General features: G+C 66.8%; 15 protein-coding genes. 7 read left to right on the top strand and 8 right to left on the bottom strand.

The features are described from left to right. Positions 1–30: 30 nt before the first annotated feature. Positions 31–2091 (bottom strand): phosphate acetyltransferase, encoded by a 2061-nt coding sequence (gene pta / locus E0E39_RS13440; RefSeq protein WP_130875205.1) that lies wholly within the window; start codon positions 2089–2091, stop codon positions 31–33. 202 nt (positions 2092–2293) lie between these two features. Here pta and aspA point away from each other — a divergent pair, with 202 nt between their 5' ends. Continuing rightward, the gene (gene aspA, locus E0E39_RS13435) at positions 2294–3712 is read left to right on the top strand and encodes an aspartate ammonia-lyase (protein WP_130875204.1); all 1419 of its coding nucleotides are present in this window, start codon (positions 2294–2296) and stop codon (positions 3710–3712) included. Positions 3713–3818: 106 nt separating this feature from the next. Here the strand turns inward: aspA and E0E39_RS13430 are convergent, their stop codons facing one another. The 4 genes from E0E39_RS13430 to E0E39_RS13415 all read right to left on the bottom strand — a co-directional run bounded on the left by E0E39_RS13430 (position 3819) and on the right by E0E39_RS13415 (position 10295). Continuing rightward, positions 3819–4601 (bottom strand): deoxyribonuclease IV, encoded by a 783-nt coding sequence (locus tag E0E39_RS13430; RefSeq protein WP_130875203.1) that lies wholly within the window; start codon positions 4599–4601, stop codon positions 3819–3821. A 57-nt stretch (positions 4602–4658) separates the two neighbouring features. After that, positions 4659–6077: a thioester domain-containing protein gene (locus E0E39_RS13425; RefSeq protein WP_130875202.1), complete on the bottom strand. Its 1419-nt coding sequence runs from the start codon at positions 6075–6077 to the stop codon at positions 4659–4661. A 378-nt stretch (positions 6078–6455) separates the two neighbouring features. Next, positions 6456–7952, bottom strand: coding sequence for a thioester domain-containing protein (locus E0E39_RS13420; protein ID WP_130875201.1), 1497 nt, complete (start codon positions 7950–7952; stop codon positions 6456–6458). Between the two features lie 420 nt (positions 7953–8372). Next, positions 8373–10295, bottom strand: a complete 1923-nt coding sequence (locus tag E0E39_RS13415; RefSeq protein WP_130875200.1) for a glycoside hydrolase family 13 protein — start codon at positions 10293–10295, stop codon at positions 8373–8375. A 120-nt stretch (positions 10296–10415) separates the two neighbouring features. Here E0E39_RS13415 and E0E39_RS13410 point away from each other — a divergent pair, with 120 nt between their 5' ends. Then, positions 10416–11222, top strand: a complete 807-nt coding sequence (locus tag E0E39_RS13410; RefSeq protein ID WP_130875199.1) for an LppM family (lipo)protein — start codon at positions 10416–10418, stop codon at positions 11220–11222. Between the two features lie 72 nt (positions 11223–11294). Continuing rightward, entirely contained in the window at positions 11295–11987 is a 693-nt protein-coding gene (locus tag E0E39_RS13405) for a DUF6891 domain-containing protein (protein WP_130875198.1), read from the top strand. 12 nt (positions 11988–11999) lie between these two features. Here the strand turns inward: E0E39_RS13405 and E0E39_RS13400 are convergent, their stop codons facing one another. After that, positions 12000–12593 (bottom strand): hypothetical protein, encoded by a 594-nt coding sequence (locus E0E39_RS13400; RefSeq protein ID WP_130875197.1) that lies wholly within the window; start codon positions 12591–12593, stop codon positions 12000–12002. 129 nt (positions 12594–12722) lie between these two features. Between E0E39_RS13400 and E0E39_RS13395 the strand changes: the two genes are divergently transcribed. Both E0E39_RS13395 and E0E39_RS13390 read left to right on the top strand, forming a co-directional pair. After that, positions 12723–14030: a DUF1707 domain-containing protein gene (locus E0E39_RS13395; RefSeq protein ID WP_130875196.1), complete on the top strand. Its 1308-nt coding sequence runs from the start codon at positions 12723–12725 to the stop codon at positions 14028–14030. Between the two features lie 125 nt (positions 14031–14155). After that, on the top strand, positions 14156–14518 hold the full coding sequence (locus tag E0E39_RS13390; RefSeq protein WP_130875195.1) for a hypothetical protein: 363 nt from the start codon (positions 14156–14158) through the stop codon (positions 14516–14518). Between the two features lie 403 nt (positions 14519–14921). On the opposite strand, the gene E0E39_RS13385 is transcribed toward E0E39_RS13390, so the two are convergent. After that, on the bottom strand, positions 14922–16382 hold the full coding sequence (locus tag E0E39_RS13385) for a sensor histidine kinase (RefSeq protein WP_245988337.1): 1461 nt from the start codon (positions 16380–16382) through the stop codon (positions 14922–14924). Beyond that, complete coding sequence (locus E0E39_RS13380; protein WP_130875194.1) at positions 16379–17065, bottom strand: response regulator transcription factor; 687 nt, start codon at positions 17063–17065, stop codon at positions 16379–16381. The genes E0E39_RS13385 and E0E39_RS13380 overlap by 4 nt, the downstream gene beginning before the upstream one ends. Before the next feature lie 134 nt (positions 17066–17199). On the opposite strand from E0E39_RS13380, the gene E0E39_RS13375 reads away from it, so the two are divergent. Then, complete coding sequence (locus E0E39_RS13375) at positions 17200–17649, top strand: low molecular weight protein-tyrosine-phosphatase (RefSeq protein ID WP_130875193.1); 450 nt, start codon at positions 17200–17202, stop codon at positions 17647–17649. 100 nt (positions 17650–17749) lie between these two features. Then, positions 17750–18742: an ornithine carbamoyltransferase gene (gene argF / locus E0E39_RS13370; protein ID WP_130875734.1), complete on the top strand. Its 993-nt coding sequence runs from the start codon at positions 17750–17752 to the stop codon at positions 18740–18742. Positions 18743–18797 lie beyond the last annotated feature (55 nt).

Raw genomic sequence — 18797 nt, 5'->3', positions numbered from 1 at the left:
GGGGTTCAGGACTTCAGGACGATGCGGGGCTCAGTCCGTCTGGGCCTGGATGGCGGTGATGGTGATCGTCGAGACGATGTCGTCGACCAGCGCGCCACGGGACAGGTCGTTGACGGGTTTGCGGAGCCCCTGGAGGACGGGGCCGATGGCCACCGCACCGGAGGTGCGCTGCACGGCCTTGTAGGTGTTGTTGCCGGTGTTGAGGTCCGGGAAGATGAACACCGTCGCGCGACCCGCGACCTCCGAGCCCGGCATCTTCTTCGCCGCCACCACCTCGTCGACGGCCGCGTCGAACTGGATCGGGCCCTCCACCTTGAGTTCGGGGGCCTTCTCGCGGACGAGGTTGGTGGCCTCGCGCACGTTGTCGACGTCGGCGCCGAAACCGGAATCACCCGTCGAGTAGGACAGCATCGCGATGCGCGGCTCGATGCCGAAGCTGACGGCGGTCTGTGCCGAGGAGATCGCGATGTCCGCGAGCTGCGCGGGAGTCGGATCGGGGTTGACCGCGCAGTCGGCGTAGACCACCACGCGGTTGCTCATCGCCATGAGGAAGGAACCGGAGACGACGGAGACGCCCGGTTTGGTCTTCACGAACTCCAGCGACGGGCGGATGGTGTTGGCGGTGGTGTTCACCGCGCCCGAGACCATGCCGTCGGCCATGCCGAGGTGCACCATCATCGTGCCGAAGTAGGACAGGTCCGCCAGCTTCTCGCGGGCCGCCTCCAGGGTGACCCCCTTGTGGGCGCGCAGCTTCGCGTACTCGGCGGCGAAGCGCTCCAGCAGCTCCGGGTCCCTCGGGTCGACGACGGTGGCCTTGGTCAGGTTGAGCCCCAGCTCCGCGGCGCGCCGGGAGATGGCACCCGGGTCGCCGAGGAGGGTGATCTCCGCGATGTGGCGTTTGAGGACCGTGTCGGCCGCGGTCAGCACCCGGTCGTCGGTGGATTCGGGCAGCACGATCCGTTTCAGGTTCCTGCGGGCCATCTGCATCAGCTGGTGCTCGAACATGCTCGGGGTGCGGATCTCGGCGCGTGGCAGCTCGATGGCGGCCAGCAACGCCTCCTCGTCGACGTGCCGGTCGAACAGGGCACGCGCCAGTTCGACCTTCCGTGGCGAACTGGTGGCCACCCCGCTGACCTCCCGCAGCGCGATCGCGGTGGAGAAGGTGTCGTTGTCGGTGGCGCCGATGGGAAGGTCGACCTCGGAGTCGCTCAGCAGCGTCGCCACCGCCTCCGGGATCTCGAAGCCTCCCGTCAGCAGCAGCGACCCCAGGGGGCCGTAGGCGGCGGAGCGGTGCGCCATGATGAGCGCGGGCAGCAGGTCGAGCCGGTCGGCGGGAACGATGACCGTGGCCTCCTTCTGGAGGCGCGGCAGCAGGTTCGGCAGGCTCATGCCCGCGACGATCGTCGTCAGTGCCTCACGGTTGAGGCTCTCCGGTTTGCCACGCCAGAGCGTCGCGTCGACCGCCTCGAAGTGCTGGCCGACCGACGGGGCGTCGAGTACGGGGTTCGCGGACAACACCGAGACCGGGACGTCCCGGACCTCACGCAGCGCCGAGGAGAGTTCCTCGCTGATCTCGGGTTCCGCGCGGGTCGCGATGACGGCGACGACGGTGTTGTGGCGAGCCTCGAAGGCCTCGATGGCCTCCTCCGCCATCCGGCACACCTCGTCGACGGACCTCTCCGATGCGCGGCACACGTACAGCACCGGGGCGTTCAGGTTGGCGGCGATGAGGGCGTTGTGATCCAGTTCGGTGCCGTGGGTGAGGTCGTCGAAGTCGGATCCGACGATCACGACCGCCTCGAAACGCTCCGCCAGCGCGGAGTACTTCGCGACGATGGTGTCGATGGCGGCCTCCGGGTCATTGGCCCAGTCCTCGTAGCTGACGCCGACGCTGTCCTCGAAGTTCTGGCGACGCAGGGTGTTGGTGGCCAGCAACGCCGTCGTGATGCCGTCCTCCTTCAGGGACTGCACCAACGGGCGGAAGAAACCGGCCGAGCGGACTTGGCGCGCGAACAACTCCAGCACGCCCAGAGCGATGGCGCTCTTGCTGACCTGCCACTCCGATGAAGCAATGTAAACGCATCTGGTCACGGGCCAAGCCTAGCGACTCGTCGAAGGACGTGCGGTGCCGACCCGGCCGTGGCGTCCACACCCGTTGCGCGCGTCGACCGATCGTCTCGCGGAACGGAAGAAGACACCGTCCCGGGCCACGCAGCCGCACCGACTCCGGTAGCGTTGCTCCCACCCCCTGCCCGCGGGGTTTCGTCGGGAGGATAACTCCGAAAGGAAGGCAATGTCGCGCACCGAGACCGACCTGCTCGGCGATCGTCAAGTCCCTGACGACGCCTGGTACGGCATTCACACGTTGAGAGCCATCGAGAACTTCCCCATCTCGGGTGTCACCGTGAACTCGGTCCCCGAGTTGATTCGCGGAATGGTTCAGGTGAAGAAGGCGGCGGCGCTGGCGAATCGTGAACTCGGCGTCCTGCCCGGCTGGGTGGCGCGGGCGATTCTCCAGGCCTGCGACGAGGTGCTGGTCAAGGGGCGGTGCATGGATCAGTTCCCGATCGACGTCTTCCAGGGTGGCGCGGGGACGTCGGTGAACATGAACACCAACGAGGTGCTGGCGAACCTGGCGCTGGAGCATCTGGGATTCTCGAAGGGCCGCTACGACATCGTCGATCCCAACGACCACGTCAACCACGGCCAGTCCACCAACGACACCTTCCCGACGGGTTTCCGGGTGGCCCTGGACCACGTGTTCGGGGAGTTGTCGCACGCGGTGGAGGACCTCTCGGATTCCTTCTACGACAAGGGCGAGGAGTTCGAGCACATCCTCAAGCTCGGGCGCACCCAGCTGCAGGACGCTGTGCCGATGACCCTGGGGCAGGAGTTCACGGCCTTCGCGGTGAACCTGGAGGAGGAGCTGCGTCACCTCGACTACGCGCGGTCGCTGCTGCTGGAGATCAACCTGGGTGCTACGGCGATCGGCACCGGGCTGAACGCCCCGCCCGGATACCGGGAACTGGCCGTGAAACACCTCTGCGAGATCACGGGACGGCCTTTCGTCACCGCCGCCGACCTGATCGAGGCCACCTCTGACACCGGCGCCTACGTGATGGCCCACGCCGCGTGCAAACGCCTTGCGACGAAGCTGTCGAAGATCTGCAACGACCTGCGGCTGCTCAGTTCCGGGCCGCGCGCCGGACTCAACGAGATCAACCTGCCCGCGATGCAGGCGGGCAGTTCGATCATGCCCGCCAAGGTCAACCCCGTCATCCCGGAGGTGGTCAACCAGATCACCTACAAGGTGCGCGGCAACGACTTCACCGTCGGGCTCGGGGCCGAGGCGGGACAGTTGCAGCTCAACGCCATGGAGCCGGTGATCGCGCAGGCGCTGTTCGAGTCGATCCGGCTGCTCAAGTCGGGTTGCGACGTGCTGCGGACCCGTTGCGTCGACGGCATCACCGCCAACGAGGACGTCTGCGAACGCTACGTGCGCGGGTCGATCTCGGTGGTCACCCTCCTCAACGACTACATCGGGCACCGGGCGGGCGACGAGGTGGGCCGGGAGGCCGCCAGGTCGGGCAAGTCGGTGCGCGACATCGTCCTGGAGAAAGGTCTGCTGGACGAGATCACGGTGGATCGGCTGCTGTCCTTCGAGAACCTCTCCGGCCACCCGGGGGAGCAGAAGGTCGCGGGGAAGGCCTGAGCGGCGGCAGCCCGGGTTCTGCAGCACTCAACCCCGAAAACGCGGTTTCCCGGACCGGAAAACGGGTTGAGTGCCGCGCAGCCGGGGGAACCCACCGGATATCTCCTCAGTCCAGCTGTTCCCGCAGCCAGGCGATCTCCTCCGCGTGGTTCTCCGGTGGGGTTTCCAGCATGACCGGGGCGTCGGCGTCGCGCAGCAGGGCGATGAGGACCTCCGGGTCGAGCTGGCCGCGGTGCAGGGGGGCGTGGCGGTCGCGCCCGGAACCGGCCGCGTCGCGGGAGTCGTTGCAGTGGACCAGGTCGATGCGGCCGGTGATGCCCCGCAGGTCCTTCACAACGGTGGTCAGGTCCAGGCCGGCTGCGTGCGCGTGGCAGGTGTCCAGGCAGAGGCCGACGTCGCCCAGGTTGTCGGAACTCTCCAGGGTCGACCACAGGTCGCGGATGGATTCGAGGTATCGCATCATCGCCTTCTTGCCGCCCGCGGTGTTCTCGATGAGGATCGGCACCTTCAGATCGAGGCCGTCGACGCACTTGCGCCAGTTTTCGTAGCCGATCCGCTGGTCCTCGTCGGCGGTGACGTGACCGCCGTGGACGATCACGCCGCGCGCCCCGATCCCGGCGGCCGCGTCGATGGTCTGCTGCAGCAGTTTCCGCGACGGGATGCGGATGCGGTTGTTGGTGGAGGCGACGTTTATGACGTACGCGGCGTGCACGTAGAGCCCGATCCCGGCATCCTCGGCCTGCGACCTCAGGGCGGCGGCCCCGTCGCCGGGGACGGTGGGTTTCCTCCACGACTGCGGGTCGCCGAGGGTCACCTGGGCGATGTCCGCCCCCAGGGTGATGGCCTGCGCGATCGCGGCGTCCGCGTCAACATGAGCACCTATCAGCATGGGCCCAGCCTAGGTCCTGTTGGGGGGCGATTGTCGTTGACATGCGTCACACGCATGTCAACGACGTTGCGGGTGGTGCTGTCCGGCGCCCCGAAGACGAGTGATGAAAGGTTCCCGACGGGACGGAAGGGCCGGGCAGCTGCCCGGCCCCTTTCCATCAGGGTGATCAGTTGCTGCCGGTCTCGGCGCCAGCCTGGAGAGGGTGTCGGCTGAGGCCGGCGGTGACGGTGGAGTCGGGTGATCGGTTCCGCGATCACCGGGATCCGACGGGTGGGTGCCGCCGCGGGCGTGGTCTCCGCCGCGGCGGGTGGTCTCCGCTGCCGGCAGGGTGGTCTGCGCTGCGGCGGGGTGGTCTCCCTGCGGGTGGTCCCGCTGCCGGTGGGTGGGTGCCGCGGCGGAGTGGTTTCCGCTGCCGGCGGGTGGTTTCAGGGCGGGCGGGGTCGAGGTGGACGCCGGCGGGGTGGGTGCCGCGGGCGGAACGACCTCCCACTTGAACGAGGCGGTGCCGCTGACCGTCACGTCGGTATTGGAACCGATGATGATGGTCTGGCTGTGCCGTTCGACGGTGGCGCCCTTGGTGATGAGCAGCTTGCCGGCGTAGACGCTGCCGGTGGCGCTGATGTCGAACTTCTGCTCGCCCGACTTCACCTCGGCGGGGACGTTGAGGTACAGGTCGGTGCCGGTGGGAACGGCGTTGAGATCAACCTTGCCGCCATTGGCGTCGACCAGGTCGTACTCGAGCTTGTTCGTCACCTTGATGGTGGCCTGGTTGGACTCGAAGCGCAGCGGTCCGACCTTGTCGCCGGGCTTGAAGGAGCTGCTGACCGAGCCCTTGAACTCGATGGTGGGCCGCGCGGTCTCCTTCATGCCGACGTTCTTCTCGCTGATCAGGTACTCGTAGAGTTTCTGGATCCGGGTGGAGGAGGCCTCGCCGACAGCGCCGGTGACGCCGGTGTACTCGAAATTGTTGGTGAAGTGCCAGATGGCCGACTGGGTGGCGGTGACGGCCTCCTTGTCGGTCAGGCCGGCCACGCCGGCTGCCTCGGCGACCACCTTGAGATCGGTCTGCGGGTAGCTGCGCTGGGCGATCCAGGCAACCTTGGCCTGCACCTCGGCGTTGCCCTTGAAGTTGTTGGTGCCCGGGAAGTCCTTCCAGTCGCCGACCGTCAGGTCGGAGCTGAATTTCACGCCGACATCGAGTTCGATGCAGTAGGCCTTGATGGTGGCATCCTTGCCCTCGCGGGTGTGGACGCTGAACAGCTGGGTGGGAACGGTCCGGTTTCCCTTGTTCTTCACATTGAAGCCGTAGAAACCTTCCTGGGTGGTTCCGAGCTTCGGGTAACCCTCGGGGTACTTGAAGCCTGAATCGTCTGCGCGTGCTGACGTCGGGGTGCCGAAGGCGAGGGTGGCCGCCAGCGTCGTGGCGGCGAATGCCAGGAACTTGCGCGTCCTGGTCCGCGATGAAGCAGCCTTCATGAACTTCCTCAATTCTTTAGGGGTTCACGGCTCGTCGGAGGGTCACGGCCTGTGGACAGGTCGCTGACGGTCTCCTCACAGAGTCGCTTGGCGAACTATAACCCATGTGGATGCACTTTAGGGAGGGAGGGTGCCATAGGTTCCCCTGACGGACGTCGTTCCTGCGCGAACGGCGCCCGCTTTGGTTAATTGAAGTTTGCATCATGTGTGTCCGGGCGTGTCGGCGGTGGCGTCGATTGAGGATGGCAAGGGGTTCTGGCCGAAAGTACTACGGAAAATCTTCAACTATCGTCTCCTCGGGTTCGGACGGCGAGGAAGACTGCTGAACGTGAGAAGGGGCCGGGCAGCTGCCCGGCCCCTTCTCGCTTCTGGGGGTTGTCAGTTGTTGCCGGTCTTCGGCAGGCCCGGCTTGCGGATGGCCGGGGGATCGGCGGGAGCCGGTGCCGTCACAGTGGTCGTGGCGGTCGTGGCCGGCCGACTGGTCTCCGTGTTGCCGTTGGGGGCGCAGTTTTTGCCGGTCTGGTTGGCTTCCGAGCCGTTTCCGGAGCGGTTGTTGCCGGTCTGGTTGGCTTCCGAGCCGTTTCCGGGGCGGTTGTTGCCGGTCTGGTTGGCTTCCGAGCCGTTTCCGGAGCGGTTGTTGCCGGTCTGGTTGGCTTCCGTGCCGTTGGTGGCGCAGTTGTTGCCGGTCTGGCTGGTCTCCGTGCTGGTGGGGTGGCTGGTCTCCGTGCCGCCGTTGGGGGAGCGGTTGTTGCCGGTCTGGTTGGTCTCCGTGCCGTTGGCGGAGCGGTTGTTACCGGTCTGGCTGGTCTCCGAGCCGTTGGGCTGGCAGGGGGTTCCGGGCGGGGTGGTCTGCTGGGTGACGGACCAGCTGATCTTGCCCTGGACCTCGGTGGTGACCTCCTTGTTGGAGCCGATGATGATGGTCTGACCGTGGGGGCCGCCGGCGACCGCGTCCTTGGTGATGAGCAGCTTGCCGGCGTAGATGCTGCCCGTGACGGAGGCCTTGAATTCCTGCTCGCCCGAGGTCATGTCGGCCGGAACCTTGAGGTACAGATCGGTGTCGACGGGAACGGCGTTGACGTCGACCTTGGCGCCCTGCGCGTTGACCAGTTCGTACTTGAGTTCGCTGGTCAGCTTGAAGGTGCTCTGGGTGGACGTGAAGCGGATCGGGCCGACCTTGCCCTCGGAGCCGTTCTCGCTGCGGGTGAAGGAGATGCTGCTGCCCTGGGCCTCGACGGTGGGCTGCGGGGTTTCCTTCAGGCCGGTGTTGTTCTGCCCGGTCAGGTACGTGTACAGCTGCTGGACGCGGGCCGTCGCCGCCTGGTCGGCGTCCTTCAGGCCCGACCACTGGTAGTCGTTGGTGAAATGCCAGATGGCCGCCTGGGTGGCGGTGATGGCCTCCTGCTCGGTCAGGCCTGCGATGCTGGTGGTCTGGATGAGCTGGGCCAGGTCGGTCTGGGGGTAACTGCGCTGGGCTATCCATGCGACCTTGGACTGCACATCGGCATTGTCCTTGAACTTGTTGGTGCCCGGGAAGTCCTTCCAGTCGCCGACGCGGAGGTCGGACTCGTACTTGATGTTGACGTCGAGTTCGATGCAGTAGGCCTTGATGGCGCCTTCCTTGCTCGCCGAGGTGTGCACGGTGAACAGGTTGGGCATGACGTGACCCGAGGTGCCGTCCTGTTTCTTGACGTTCAACCAGAAACCGGCCATGCTCTCGCTGCTCGCGCCGACCTTCGGGTAGCCCTCCGGGTAGCTGTTCGAGTGGTCCTCGGCCTGGGCCGTGGGCGTGCCGAGGGTAAGGGTTGCCGCAAGGGCTGCGGCCACTGATGCCAGGAGCTTCCGCGCCCTGGCGCGCGATGAAGCAGCTTTCATAAAACTTCCTCAATTCTTTAGGATTTTACAACCCCCGGTCGGGGGTTAGCTGCCCGCCCAAGGGGGTGCTGTGTGCAGCATAACCCACGAGGGTCAACTTTCGGGAAGAGAGTCTTACGGGAAGCGGGTTTCAGGCTATCACCCCTAGTGAGCCCACACAGGCTTTGGTAATTGAAAGTTATACTTTTTGGTGATTCCGATTTCCCGGGCGAGGGTCGGGGGTGGGGAGGCGGGCCCCAGTTTGTTTGGGGGGTTGAATATTCCGTCGCCGAGAGCAAATCGCGATTTTTTGCGATTCCTGTTCCGGTGAAGGCGGGAAGATTGCGGGGTCGAAACTGGTTGAGCCGCCCACTCGCGTCACCGAGTGGGCGGCTCAACCGGGTCCGGCTCCCACCGTGGCGGGAGATCGTTCCGGGGAATTCATCCGCCGGTCGCCGGGGGGACCTGGCAGACGAGGGCCTCGTAGGGTTCCATCGGGTTTGAGCGATCCTTGGTGGTGCCCGCGATGATCTCGAGAGCCCGGTCGCGGTGGCGTCGCCGCAGGGGATGGCCCGACAGGTTCACCTCGATGAACCAGCGCTCACCGTTGTGCTCCCGGAACCAGGCGAAGTAGTCCTTGACGTCGGCGTCGATGAAACGGATCGACCCCAGGCTCAGCGTCGGGTTGGAGCGGCGCAGCCAGATCAGGCGGCGATAGTAGCGCAGCACCGAGTCGGGGTTGTGCTCCTGGGCGGCGACGGAGTAGCCCACCGAGTCGTCGAAGGCCTTGATCCACGGGGTTCCGCGCGTGAACCCCCAGTGCTCGTCGCGGTCCCAGCGCATCGGGACGCGGGCGTGATCGCGGGAACCGGCCATGATCTTCCCCCAGGCCCCGGGGCCCTCGGCCGCCAGGAGGTTCAGGGATTCCACGTCGCGCAGCGCCGACTCGTCGGGGAAGTCCTGGTTGACGGCCCCGATCTCCTGTCCCTGGAAGATGAACGGGGTGCCGCGCATGGTCAGCAGGATCGTCGCGAGGGCCTTGCCCAGCTGGTCGCGGAACCGGGGGTCGGGGTTGACCTTGGAGATCATGCGCGGGTTGTCGTGGTTCTCGAAGAACAGACTCATCCAGTCGTCGGAACCCAGCCGGGACTGGTAGTCGATGTAGTAGCGCTTCAGGAAGTTCAGATCGTAGGCGTACTCGTCCCAGCGCACGTGCCCCGGGGTCTCCAGGTGGTCGAAACTGAAGATCAGGTCCAGCTCGTCCCGCTGGGAGCTGGTCAGCAGCCGGGCCACCTCGACGCCCGCCCCCGGGGTCTCCCCGATCATGATGGGCCGGGCATCGGCACCCGGCGCCTCGTGGCCCGGTTCCACGTCCGTGCGGGTGAAGGCCTCGCGGCGCAGCTGCGCCAGGTGGTCGTGCAGGTGCGGGCCGTGGAAGTAGTGCTCCACGCCCGTGAAACCCATCACCTGTCCGACTGTGGCGTTGCCGTCGGGCAGGCCGTCGCGCTTGGAGATGTAGTTGATCACGTCCAGGCGGAACCCGTCGACGCCCTCAGCCAGCCAGAACCGCACGATGTCGGCCACCTCGCGGCGCACCGCCGGGTTGTCCCAGTTGAGGTCCGGCTGTTCGGGGGCGAACAGGTGCAGCACCCATTTCTCGCCGATGCGGCGCCAGGCGGGGCCGGAGAAGAACGACGTCCAGTTGTTGGGTGGGGTCTCGGGGTCGCCGTCGCGCAGGAAGTAGTAGTCGCCGCGCGCGCCCTCCGGGTCGGCCAAGGCGTCCCTGAACCACGGGTGCTCGTCGGAGGTGTGGTTGACCACCAGGTCGAGGATGATGCGCATCCCGCGTTCGTGACAGGCGGCGATCAGGCGTCGCAGGTCGTCGATGGTGCCCATCTCGGCCATGACGGAACGGTAGTCGGCGATGTCGTAGCCCATGTCCTTGTTCGGCGAGGTGAAGATGGGCGAGAGCCACAGGCAGTCGATGCCCAGGTCGTCCAGGTAGGGCAGCCTCGCCAGGATGCCGGGCAGGTCGCCGATGCCGTCGCCGTTGCTGTCCGCGAAGGAACGCGGGTAGATCTGGTAGAACACCGCCCGCTTCCACCACGTCGCGGCGATGGGCCCGTCGAGGCGGGGCGGCGACTCTGGGCAGTCGGCCAGCAGGTCGACGAGGGTGTCGACGAAACCGGGGCCGAACATGCGCCCCAGGATCTTGTCGAGTTGTCGCAGCCGCAACCGCGATACCAGGGGATTGCGCACCCAGGCGGTACTGCGCCCGGTCTGCAGCAGCATCTTGTCGATGATGTCGCGTCCGAGCGGATGGGCGTAGACCTCGGCGACGGTGGCGTTGCGATCGAGTTTCACGGGTCAATGGTGCCGTGTTCCGTCGTGGATCGGGAAGAGGTTTCGCGGGAAACCCGCCCGCGCATCGCAAAATCTGGGGGAACCCACATTCCGGGAAAGGCCGGGCGGTACGTTTCAGCCATGAAGAAACTACGCAGAATCGGCATCGTCGCCTTGATCCTGCCCCTCGCCCTGGCGCTCAGCTCCTGTATCCGGATGCACCAGGAGATCAACGTGAGCAGCCAGGACAGGATCGAGGTCAGAACCGACTTCGGGGTGCTGAAGGAAAACGCGGAATCGGGTGGCATCAAGGACTCCGGCGGGGTCTGCCAGCGCGGAAAGAGCTCGTCGAAACTCCCCGGCGACCTCAAGCAGGAGGGCTACCAGGACGACAAGTACATCGGCTGCCGGCTCTCCGGCACCACCAAGCTCTCCGACATCACCTACCTCAGCTTCGACGCCTCCAGCAAGCAGTGGACCTTCCACATGCCGGGCAGCAACTTGCAGGGGATCAGCGCGACCATGATCACCGACTTCGAGGTCAAGGTGAGCTTCCCGGGCAAGGTCCTCACCGCCAGTGGCAAGGGGGAGATCTCCGGCAACACCGTCACGTGGAAGAACCCCTCCGACCTGACCGACTCCGAGGGCCTCAGGGCGACCGCCAGCAACGACCCCGACCTGACCTGGCTGTGGATCGTGCTCGGGATCGTCGTGGTCGCCGGCGGTACGGTCGCGGTCATCCTGGTGCGGCGTGGTAGGGCGAAGTCGGCCCGTCCCGGCCCCGGGCAGCCCGGCCCGCAGGGCGGATTCCAGGGCCCGGTCAATTTCCAGCAGCCGGGCCAATTCCAGCAGCCGGGCCAACAGGGTCAGCCCGGTTACCCGGGTCAGCAGGGGTATCCGGGTCAGCCCGGTCAGCAGGGGTATCCGGGTCAGAACCCCAGGCAGTGAGAGGCGGCGTCGAGGGGCCGGGCGGCGCCGCCCGGCCCCGTGTCGTCGGTGGCGGTTGTTAGGGTCTCGGCCATGACCGAACTGAACGCCCAGCCCGACGGGCTGAGAATCCCCGACGAACTGCTCGGGGGTGTGGTTGATCCCGAACTCGAGGAGTACATCCGCGACCTCGTCTGGATGCAACTCGTGCGGGGGAATGACTGCATCAACGACCACTCCTTCGAGATCGCATCCGCGGTGGAGGACGCGGAGGGCGGCGGTGCGCTGTCCGACGAGCAGTGCCGCGCCATCGCCCAGTACCTGATCGATGCGCGCCGCGCCCAGCAGGCGGGATTCGGGGACGTGCCCGCCACCAGGCTGGACCGCGCCTTCGAGGCGTTGCGGAGGGCCCACGTCGTCGCGGAGCAGGATTTCGCCTGCTGCAACACCTGCGGGCACGCGGAGATCGAGGGTGGCCAGGGCGACCTGGGGTACGTGTTCTTCCACCAGCAGGACACCGACGACCTCGTGGAGAGCGGCAGCACCTACCTCAGCTACGGCATCTTCTGGCCCGCCCACATCAGCGAGGAGGAGTACAAGGCCCTGAACGACTCCCAGCGCGAGGAGCTCTACGACGCCACGACCATCACACTGATGAGGAGCGTCGTCATCCCGATCCTCCAGGAACACGGCATCGGCGTCAGCTGGGAAGGGAACGTGGACACCCGCATCCTCCTCACCGGCGTCGAGTGGTACGCCCCGCTGCCCCCGGCGGAGGAGAGCTGAGGACCGGTCCGCTCAGCCCGGGAAGGGCCCCACGGGCTCGGGACGAAGCTTCTCCGCCAGGACCGGTGGCAGGGCCAGCAGCTCCGGCTGGTTGAGCTCCCCGGGCATGATCCACGGGGTCCTGCCGGTGCGCGGCTGGGTGGTGCGGCGGAGCCTCTCGCCGTCGCTGACCAGCCAGTTCGTCCAGGCCCGCGACACCAGGCCGGCCAGCTCCAGGGCGCGGTCCTGACAGGTCGCGGGCCAGGCCTCCGGGAGCTGCGGCTCCGCGGGGAAGGCCGGTTCCACCAGCTTCTGGCCCCTGCGGGAGGCCGCGTAGGAGCGCACGGCCTCGACGATGGCGCGCTGGTGGGCGCGGGTGGCGTCGATGAACTCCCCGAGCAGCGCCGTCGGATGCCCGTCGCCGATCGGCAGGCCGGTCAGGTCGCTGCCGGGGGTGGTGATGACGATGCGGTCGCGGGTCAGCGAGTGCACCTTCTGCAAGGCGTGTTCGCAGGCCAGGTCCACCACGACGGCGTTCGTGCTGGACGCCTCGGCAGGGTCCGTGCGGCTGACCAGCCAGATCGCGATCGTCTCCGAACGCCGATCCACCGCGGCGAAACCGAGCATGTCTCCTCCTGGGATTGGTCCACCACACCCTAGCCCGCACATGCGCGTGGCCATGAAATCGGGCTGGTTTCCAGCCATTGGTTGGACACAGTCATGGTTCTTGGCAATGGTCTCTGACAGACTGGCATCGTGAGTTCACTTCCCCTGACCTCGGAGGACCTGCTCCGGTACCGTCGCGTCCTGGACGAGGCGCTGGCGGCCGACAGGCTGGATTCCGCGCAGTACCGGACGCGTATCCGGTCGTTGGTGCTCGCCGTCAACAAGAGGGATCTGAACGCCTTGATCCAGGATCTGGTTCCCGCGGTCGGGGAGCCGGGTTTCAGTGACGAGGGTCACGAGGTTCCCTCGGTCCTCTCCTCCGTGCCGGTCGTACCGAAACCCCGGCCATGGGAGACGTTGCGGACGAGCGAACCCTCCCCGATCGACTCGTTTCCCTCATTCCCGGGTGAGGAGGAACTCCCGGGTGAGGAGGAGGATTTCGTCCCCGATGAGTCCACCACGTACCCGGACGAGGACGGCACATCTCCGGATGAGGCCGCTCTGGACGAGGAAACCACCCGCATGGCAGAAACCCGTCCGGACGAGGACGGCGCCTCTCCGGATGAGGCCGATCCGGACGAGGATGCCACTCACTGGGAGAAGAGCCGTTCCCAGGTGAACGAGGAGTCGCCAGAGCCGGTGATGGCGGCCTCCCCGGAACTCCTCGACGAGGACAGTCCCGCAACCCACGTGGTGCCGGTCGTACCATCCGCGCCGCCGGCGGTGTCCGTCGAAACCGTGCCGGGGGAATTGGTTCCGGTCAGACAGTGGTCGGCCGAGGTGTCCTCGGTCGAGCAGACGTCGACATCGACGGCCTTGTCACCGGTTGGGCAGAAACCGACCACCGAGATCTCCCGAGTCGGGCAGAGGCCAGCGGAGGTGGCCCAGGTCGAATCGCTACCGGAAGAAAAGGCGCTCTCCCCGGTCGAAACGGATGATGACGGATCGGTGAACCGGGTGGTCGTTGTCATGGTGCCGTCCGCGCCATCCCCGGACGAACCGAACGTGATCACATCATCCTGGGACGAGCTGCTCGCGGCCGTTCCCGCGTCGGCGGCGTCGCCGGTGCAACCGGCCGAATCCTTCCCGGTCGAACCTGCTCCGGCAGCCGAGGCAATGGCTGCACCGGAGCCGGAACCCGAGGATACGGAAGATGCGGAAACGGTCACCCGCATTTCCGCCCCGATGAACTTCGACGACTCGGAGGCCCCCACCCAGGTCCTGGACGCCATCAAGGACCTGTCGATCTTCCGGGAGGAGGCGGCCCCGGCCGAGGAGATCGTCGAACCACCGCAGCCGGTGCTCTGCACCATGAACCAGACACTTTCAGCACCCTGGCTGATCCCATGGCCGACCGCCCCGCCATCTGGCTATGCGGTGCCCCAGATGCCACCCTGATTCCCGAGCCATCCCTGCGACCCTGCCATGCCCCCTGCTGCCTCGCGCCGAATCCGGCACAGGAACCCTGGAACCCCTACGGACCGGATCCCCTCGCGACCATGCCGCCGCCCCCGGAGCCGACGATGACGGCATCCCTGGGCGTGGACCCGGGCCGCGGTGCCGTTCCCGCGGCCTCACCGTACGTCCCTCCGCCGTCAGCCGGGCAGTACGCGGTCGACCCGATGCCTCCGCCGAGCATCCCCTATCAGCCCCCGGCCCCGATCTACAGTTCGGAGCCCTACGGTTCTGAACCGGCCGCCCGCCCGGCCCCGAAACGTCGCGGCGTCTGGGCCTGGATCGTCGTGACGTTGATGGTGCTGGCGCTGCTGGCGTGGATCGCCTATCTGGTGTTCTTCCCGCAGGCCAGGCGATCCGCATCCGAGCCGCTCTCCCAACCCCGGGAGCCGGGACCGGTCGTGGTGGCCTGGGACGACACCAGCGAATGAGAGGCGCGTGATCCGGTCTTGGCGACCTCGGGTGTCGCGTCACCCCGAGGACTGAATTACGTCCGTGTAGTTTTACCCGGTTGTGGAAAAGCCTGTGGGAAACCGGTGGCGGGTGTCCCGCGCCGGAGGTCATCGTGACCGGGCCCACCGGGTGTGTGCCGCGGGCCGTTTCCTTTTCTCGCACAGGGATCCGCGTGTATCGCGATGAGAACCCGTGTGACGCCGGTGATTCGACGCTCCACCCCGGAAAATCGGGGATCCTCACCCGAGTTACACCGGTGTGGTTCTACCCAGCCTGTGGAAAAGTCTGTGGAATCCGGGAGCGTGGTTCGTGCGAGTGACTGGAGAGTCCCGGAACACCTGCCCCGGGAGACGGTCGCTGGCGTGATCGGACGGTGCTTCCCTAGGGGGAGAGGCTTCCCTGGGGGAGCAGCGGCGATTCGGGGAAGGTCAGGACCGGCAACCGCATGGTGAACTTCGCCCCGGCGCCCGGCTGGTTTCCTGCCCGGACCGAACCGCCGTGGGCCTCGACGGTGTGGGTGACGATCGCCAGACCGAGACCGGTTCCGGGGGTGTTGCGTGCCCGGTCGGAGCGGTAGAACCGGTCGAAGATGTGCGGCAGGTCCTCGTCGGCGACGCCAGGGCCCGAGTCGATGATCGTCAGCACCCCGGCCGAGGTCAGCTCCACCCAGATCTCGCCGTCACTGGGGGAGAACTTCACGGCGTTGTCCAGCAGGTTCGTGATGGCGCGTTCCAGTGTGGAGGCGTCGCCCAGGATCGGAACCGATTCCAGGCTCGTGTGGAAGGTGATGTTCGGTCCGCGACGGGCCGCGCGGGCCAGCGCCGCTTCCACCACCTCCGACATGTCGAGCCGCTCCGGCTGGCGCTGGAGATGGTCGTCACGGGTCAGGGCCACCAGGTCACCGACGAGGGCGGAGAACTCGCCGAGCTGCGCGGAAACGTCGTCGAGGATCTCGGAGCGGGCCCCTTCCGGCAACATCCCCGACTTGTCGTCGGCCACCAACAACTCGATGTTGGTGCGCATCGACGTCAGGGGGGTGCGCAACTCGTGACCCGCATCGGCGATCAGCTGCCGCTGCTGCTCCCGCGATGTCTGGAGGCTCTTCAGCATCAGGTTGAAACTGCGGGTCAGCTCGCCCAGGTCGTCGCGGCCGTAGATACGGATCGGGTTCAGCTGATCGGTCTGGGTGACGTTCTTCACGGCGGTGGAGAGGCGGCGGACCGGCATCAGGGCGGTCTGCGCCATCCACAGGGCCGTGAGGGTCGTGGTCAGGATCCCCACCAGACCCGACAGCGCGATCACCAGCCACAGTGAGTTCAGCGTCGTTCCCAGCGACGTCAGGGGGCGCGCGTAGAGAATGGCGTAGTTCTGGGACTGGCCGGTGCGGTCCCGGGCCCGCACCGGAACCGAGACGAGACGATACTGCTGACCGTCCTCCAGCCTCACGGAGCGGGCACGATGCCCGTGCTGCATGCGCGCGACGGCGATCTCCCCGGCCGCGGGGACCAACGCCAAGGACTGCTTCCCGGCCTGGGTGGTCTCTCCCGTCGACGTGGTGACGGCCAGCAGCTCCTGGGAGGTGCCGAGCCCGGGGCCGAGATTGTCAAGGTTCCTGATGTCGGAGTTGATGATTGCGGCGGTGGTGCGGGCGGCCGACAACATTTCGCGATCCAGCTGGTCGCGCAGCGAGATTCGCGTGGACATGTAGGCCGTGGAACCGACCAGGAGCACGGCCGCGGCCACGGAGATCCCGGTCAACGAGGCCAAGCGGGACCGGAGTGACTGACCCGTGATGAGCCGCTCGATGCCCCGCCGGAGCCTGATCCAGAGCGAACCGATCACGGGGCGGTTTCACGCAGCACGTAACCGACGCCGCGAACCGTGTGGATCAGGCGGGGCAGACCACCCACCTCGGTCTTGCGACGCAGGTAGCCGATGTAGACCTCGAGAGAATTCGCAGTGGCGGGAAACTCGAACCCCCACACCTCGTTGAGAAGGGTGTTGCGCTCCATCACGCGGCGGGGATTCTCCATGAACGCCTGGAGGAGGGCGAACTCGGTGCGGGTCAGGGAGATGTGCTTCCCCGCGCGGGTCACCTCGCGGTGCTGCGGATCGAGCGTCACGTCACCGAACACGAGCACCTTCGAATCGTTCTCCGGGGTCGGTTTCGAGCGCCGGGTCAGGGCCCGCAGCCGAGCCAGCAGCTCGTCGAGGGCGAAAGGTTTGACCATGTAGTCGTCGGCACCGGCGTCGAGACCGTCCACCCGGTCGCCGACGGCGTCACGGGCCGTGAGGATCAGGATGGGCACGTCATTGCCCGACTGTCGCAGCATGCGGGTGGCCTCCAAACCGTCGAGACGAGGCATCATCACGTCCATGATCACCGCGTCCGGGGTGTGCCCTGCCAGCTGCGCCAGTGCCTCGACGCCGTCAGCCGCAGTCGTCACCTCGTCGCCGGAATACTTCAGGGACCGGGCCAGCGAGTCACGCACGGCCTGGTCGTCGTCCACCACCAGGATCTGCATGGCACAAGACTGCCATCAAAAACCCGAAACCCTGAGAACAACGCCGGGACAGCCTGCAAACTACCCCGGGGAGGTACGCCACGATTCACACGGGAACGTGCCGCAACCCGCGAAAACACCTAGGGTTGCTGTCCATGGCGAAGGTCGTTTTTGTGTGCTGGGGCAACATCTGCCGTTCCCCGATGGCGGAGCGGGTGGCCCGCGGGATGGCCGCCGATCGGGGGATCGACGTGGAGGCCGACAGCGTCGGTATCTCGTCGGAGGAATCGGGCAACCCCATCGACCGGCGGGCCGCCGCCGTGCTCCGTGAGGCCGGGTACTCCACCGGCGGGCACCGGGCCCGGCGGGTCACCGTCGACGACCTCGCATCTGCCGACCTCGTCGTCGCCGCCGAACGGTTCCACATCGACAGGCTCGAAAAGCTCTGCCCCGACGCCACCTACGCCCTCATCAACGACTTCAACCCCGCGATGCCGAAGGGTCGGGACCTCGACGACCCCTGGTACGGCCCCGCCTCCGGGTTCCGCAGCACCCTGGCCGACATCGAGGCCGCCATGCCGGGCATCCTCGACGCCCTCGCCTGATCATCGCCGCTTGTCGCGGGCGATGCGCGAACCCGGACCCCGGCGGGCGCGTTTGGACTGTCGCGATACCCTGTGAACTTCCTCGCAGAAAGGCCTCGTGATGCTCAAAGGACGCAGCTTCACCAAGGAAACCGACCTCACCCCTGCCGAGTGGAAGGCCGTCCTGGACCTCGCCGCCCAGCTGAAGGCGGAGCGGCGGGAACGACGCGAGGTCAAGAGGCTGGTGGGCAAGAAGGTCGCCCTGCTGTTCGAGAAAACCTCCACCCGCACCAGCTGCTCCTTCGACGTCGCCATGACGGAGCAGGGCGGATACGCCACCCGCCTGGACACGGCCGGGTCGCAGTTCGTCCACAAGGAATCCGCCGCCGACACGGCACGTGTGCTCGGGCGCTGGTACGACGGCATCGAGTACCGCGGATTCGCCCAGGAAACCCTCGAAACCATGGGCCGGTATGCCGGGATTCCCGTCTACAACGGCCTGACCGACTCCTGGCACCCCACCCAGATGCTCGCTGACCAGCTCACCATGCTGGAGCACTCCGGAAAGCCCCTGGCCGAGACGTCGTGGGCCTTCGTCGGCGACGTGCGCAACAACATGGGCAACTCGAACCTGATCTCGGCGGCCATGGTTGGCGCCGACATCCGCCTGGTCGCGCCCGCACAGCTCCAGACCACCGACGAGGTGCGCGCCCAGGCAGAGGCGATCGCCGCGGGGACGGGGGCCCGCATCACCATCACCGACGACATCGCGGAGGGCGTGGCGGGAGTCGACTTCCTCCACACCGACGTGTGGCTCTCGCTCGGGGAACCGAAGGAACTGTGGGCCGAGCGCATCGAACTGCTGAAGCCCTACCAGGTCAATGCGGAGATGATCGCGGCCACCGGGAACCCGCGGGTCAGGTTCATGCACTGCCTGCCCGCCTTCCACGACCGCAACACCACCGTCGGGGAGGAGATCTACCAGGCCACCGGACTGGACGCGCTGGAGGTCACCGACGAGGTGTTCGAGTCGGAGGCGAGCATCGTGTTCGACCAGGCCGAGAACCGGATGCACACCATCAAGGCCATCCTGGTCGCCACCCTCGCCGACTGAGCCTTCCCCTCGCCGTCCGGCCGTGCGCGGGTTCCCCGGTTGCGCAGCACTCAAC

Origin of the sequence: [Pseudopropionibacterium] massiliense (genome assembly GCF_900607225.1) — a bacterium.
GTDB lineage: Bacteria > Actinomycetota > Actinomycetes > Propionibacteriales > Propionibacteriaceae > Arachnia > Arachnia massiliensis.
Note: the sequence above shows the minus strand (reverse complement) of the source record. Positions and strands in the feature narration are given on the sequence as shown.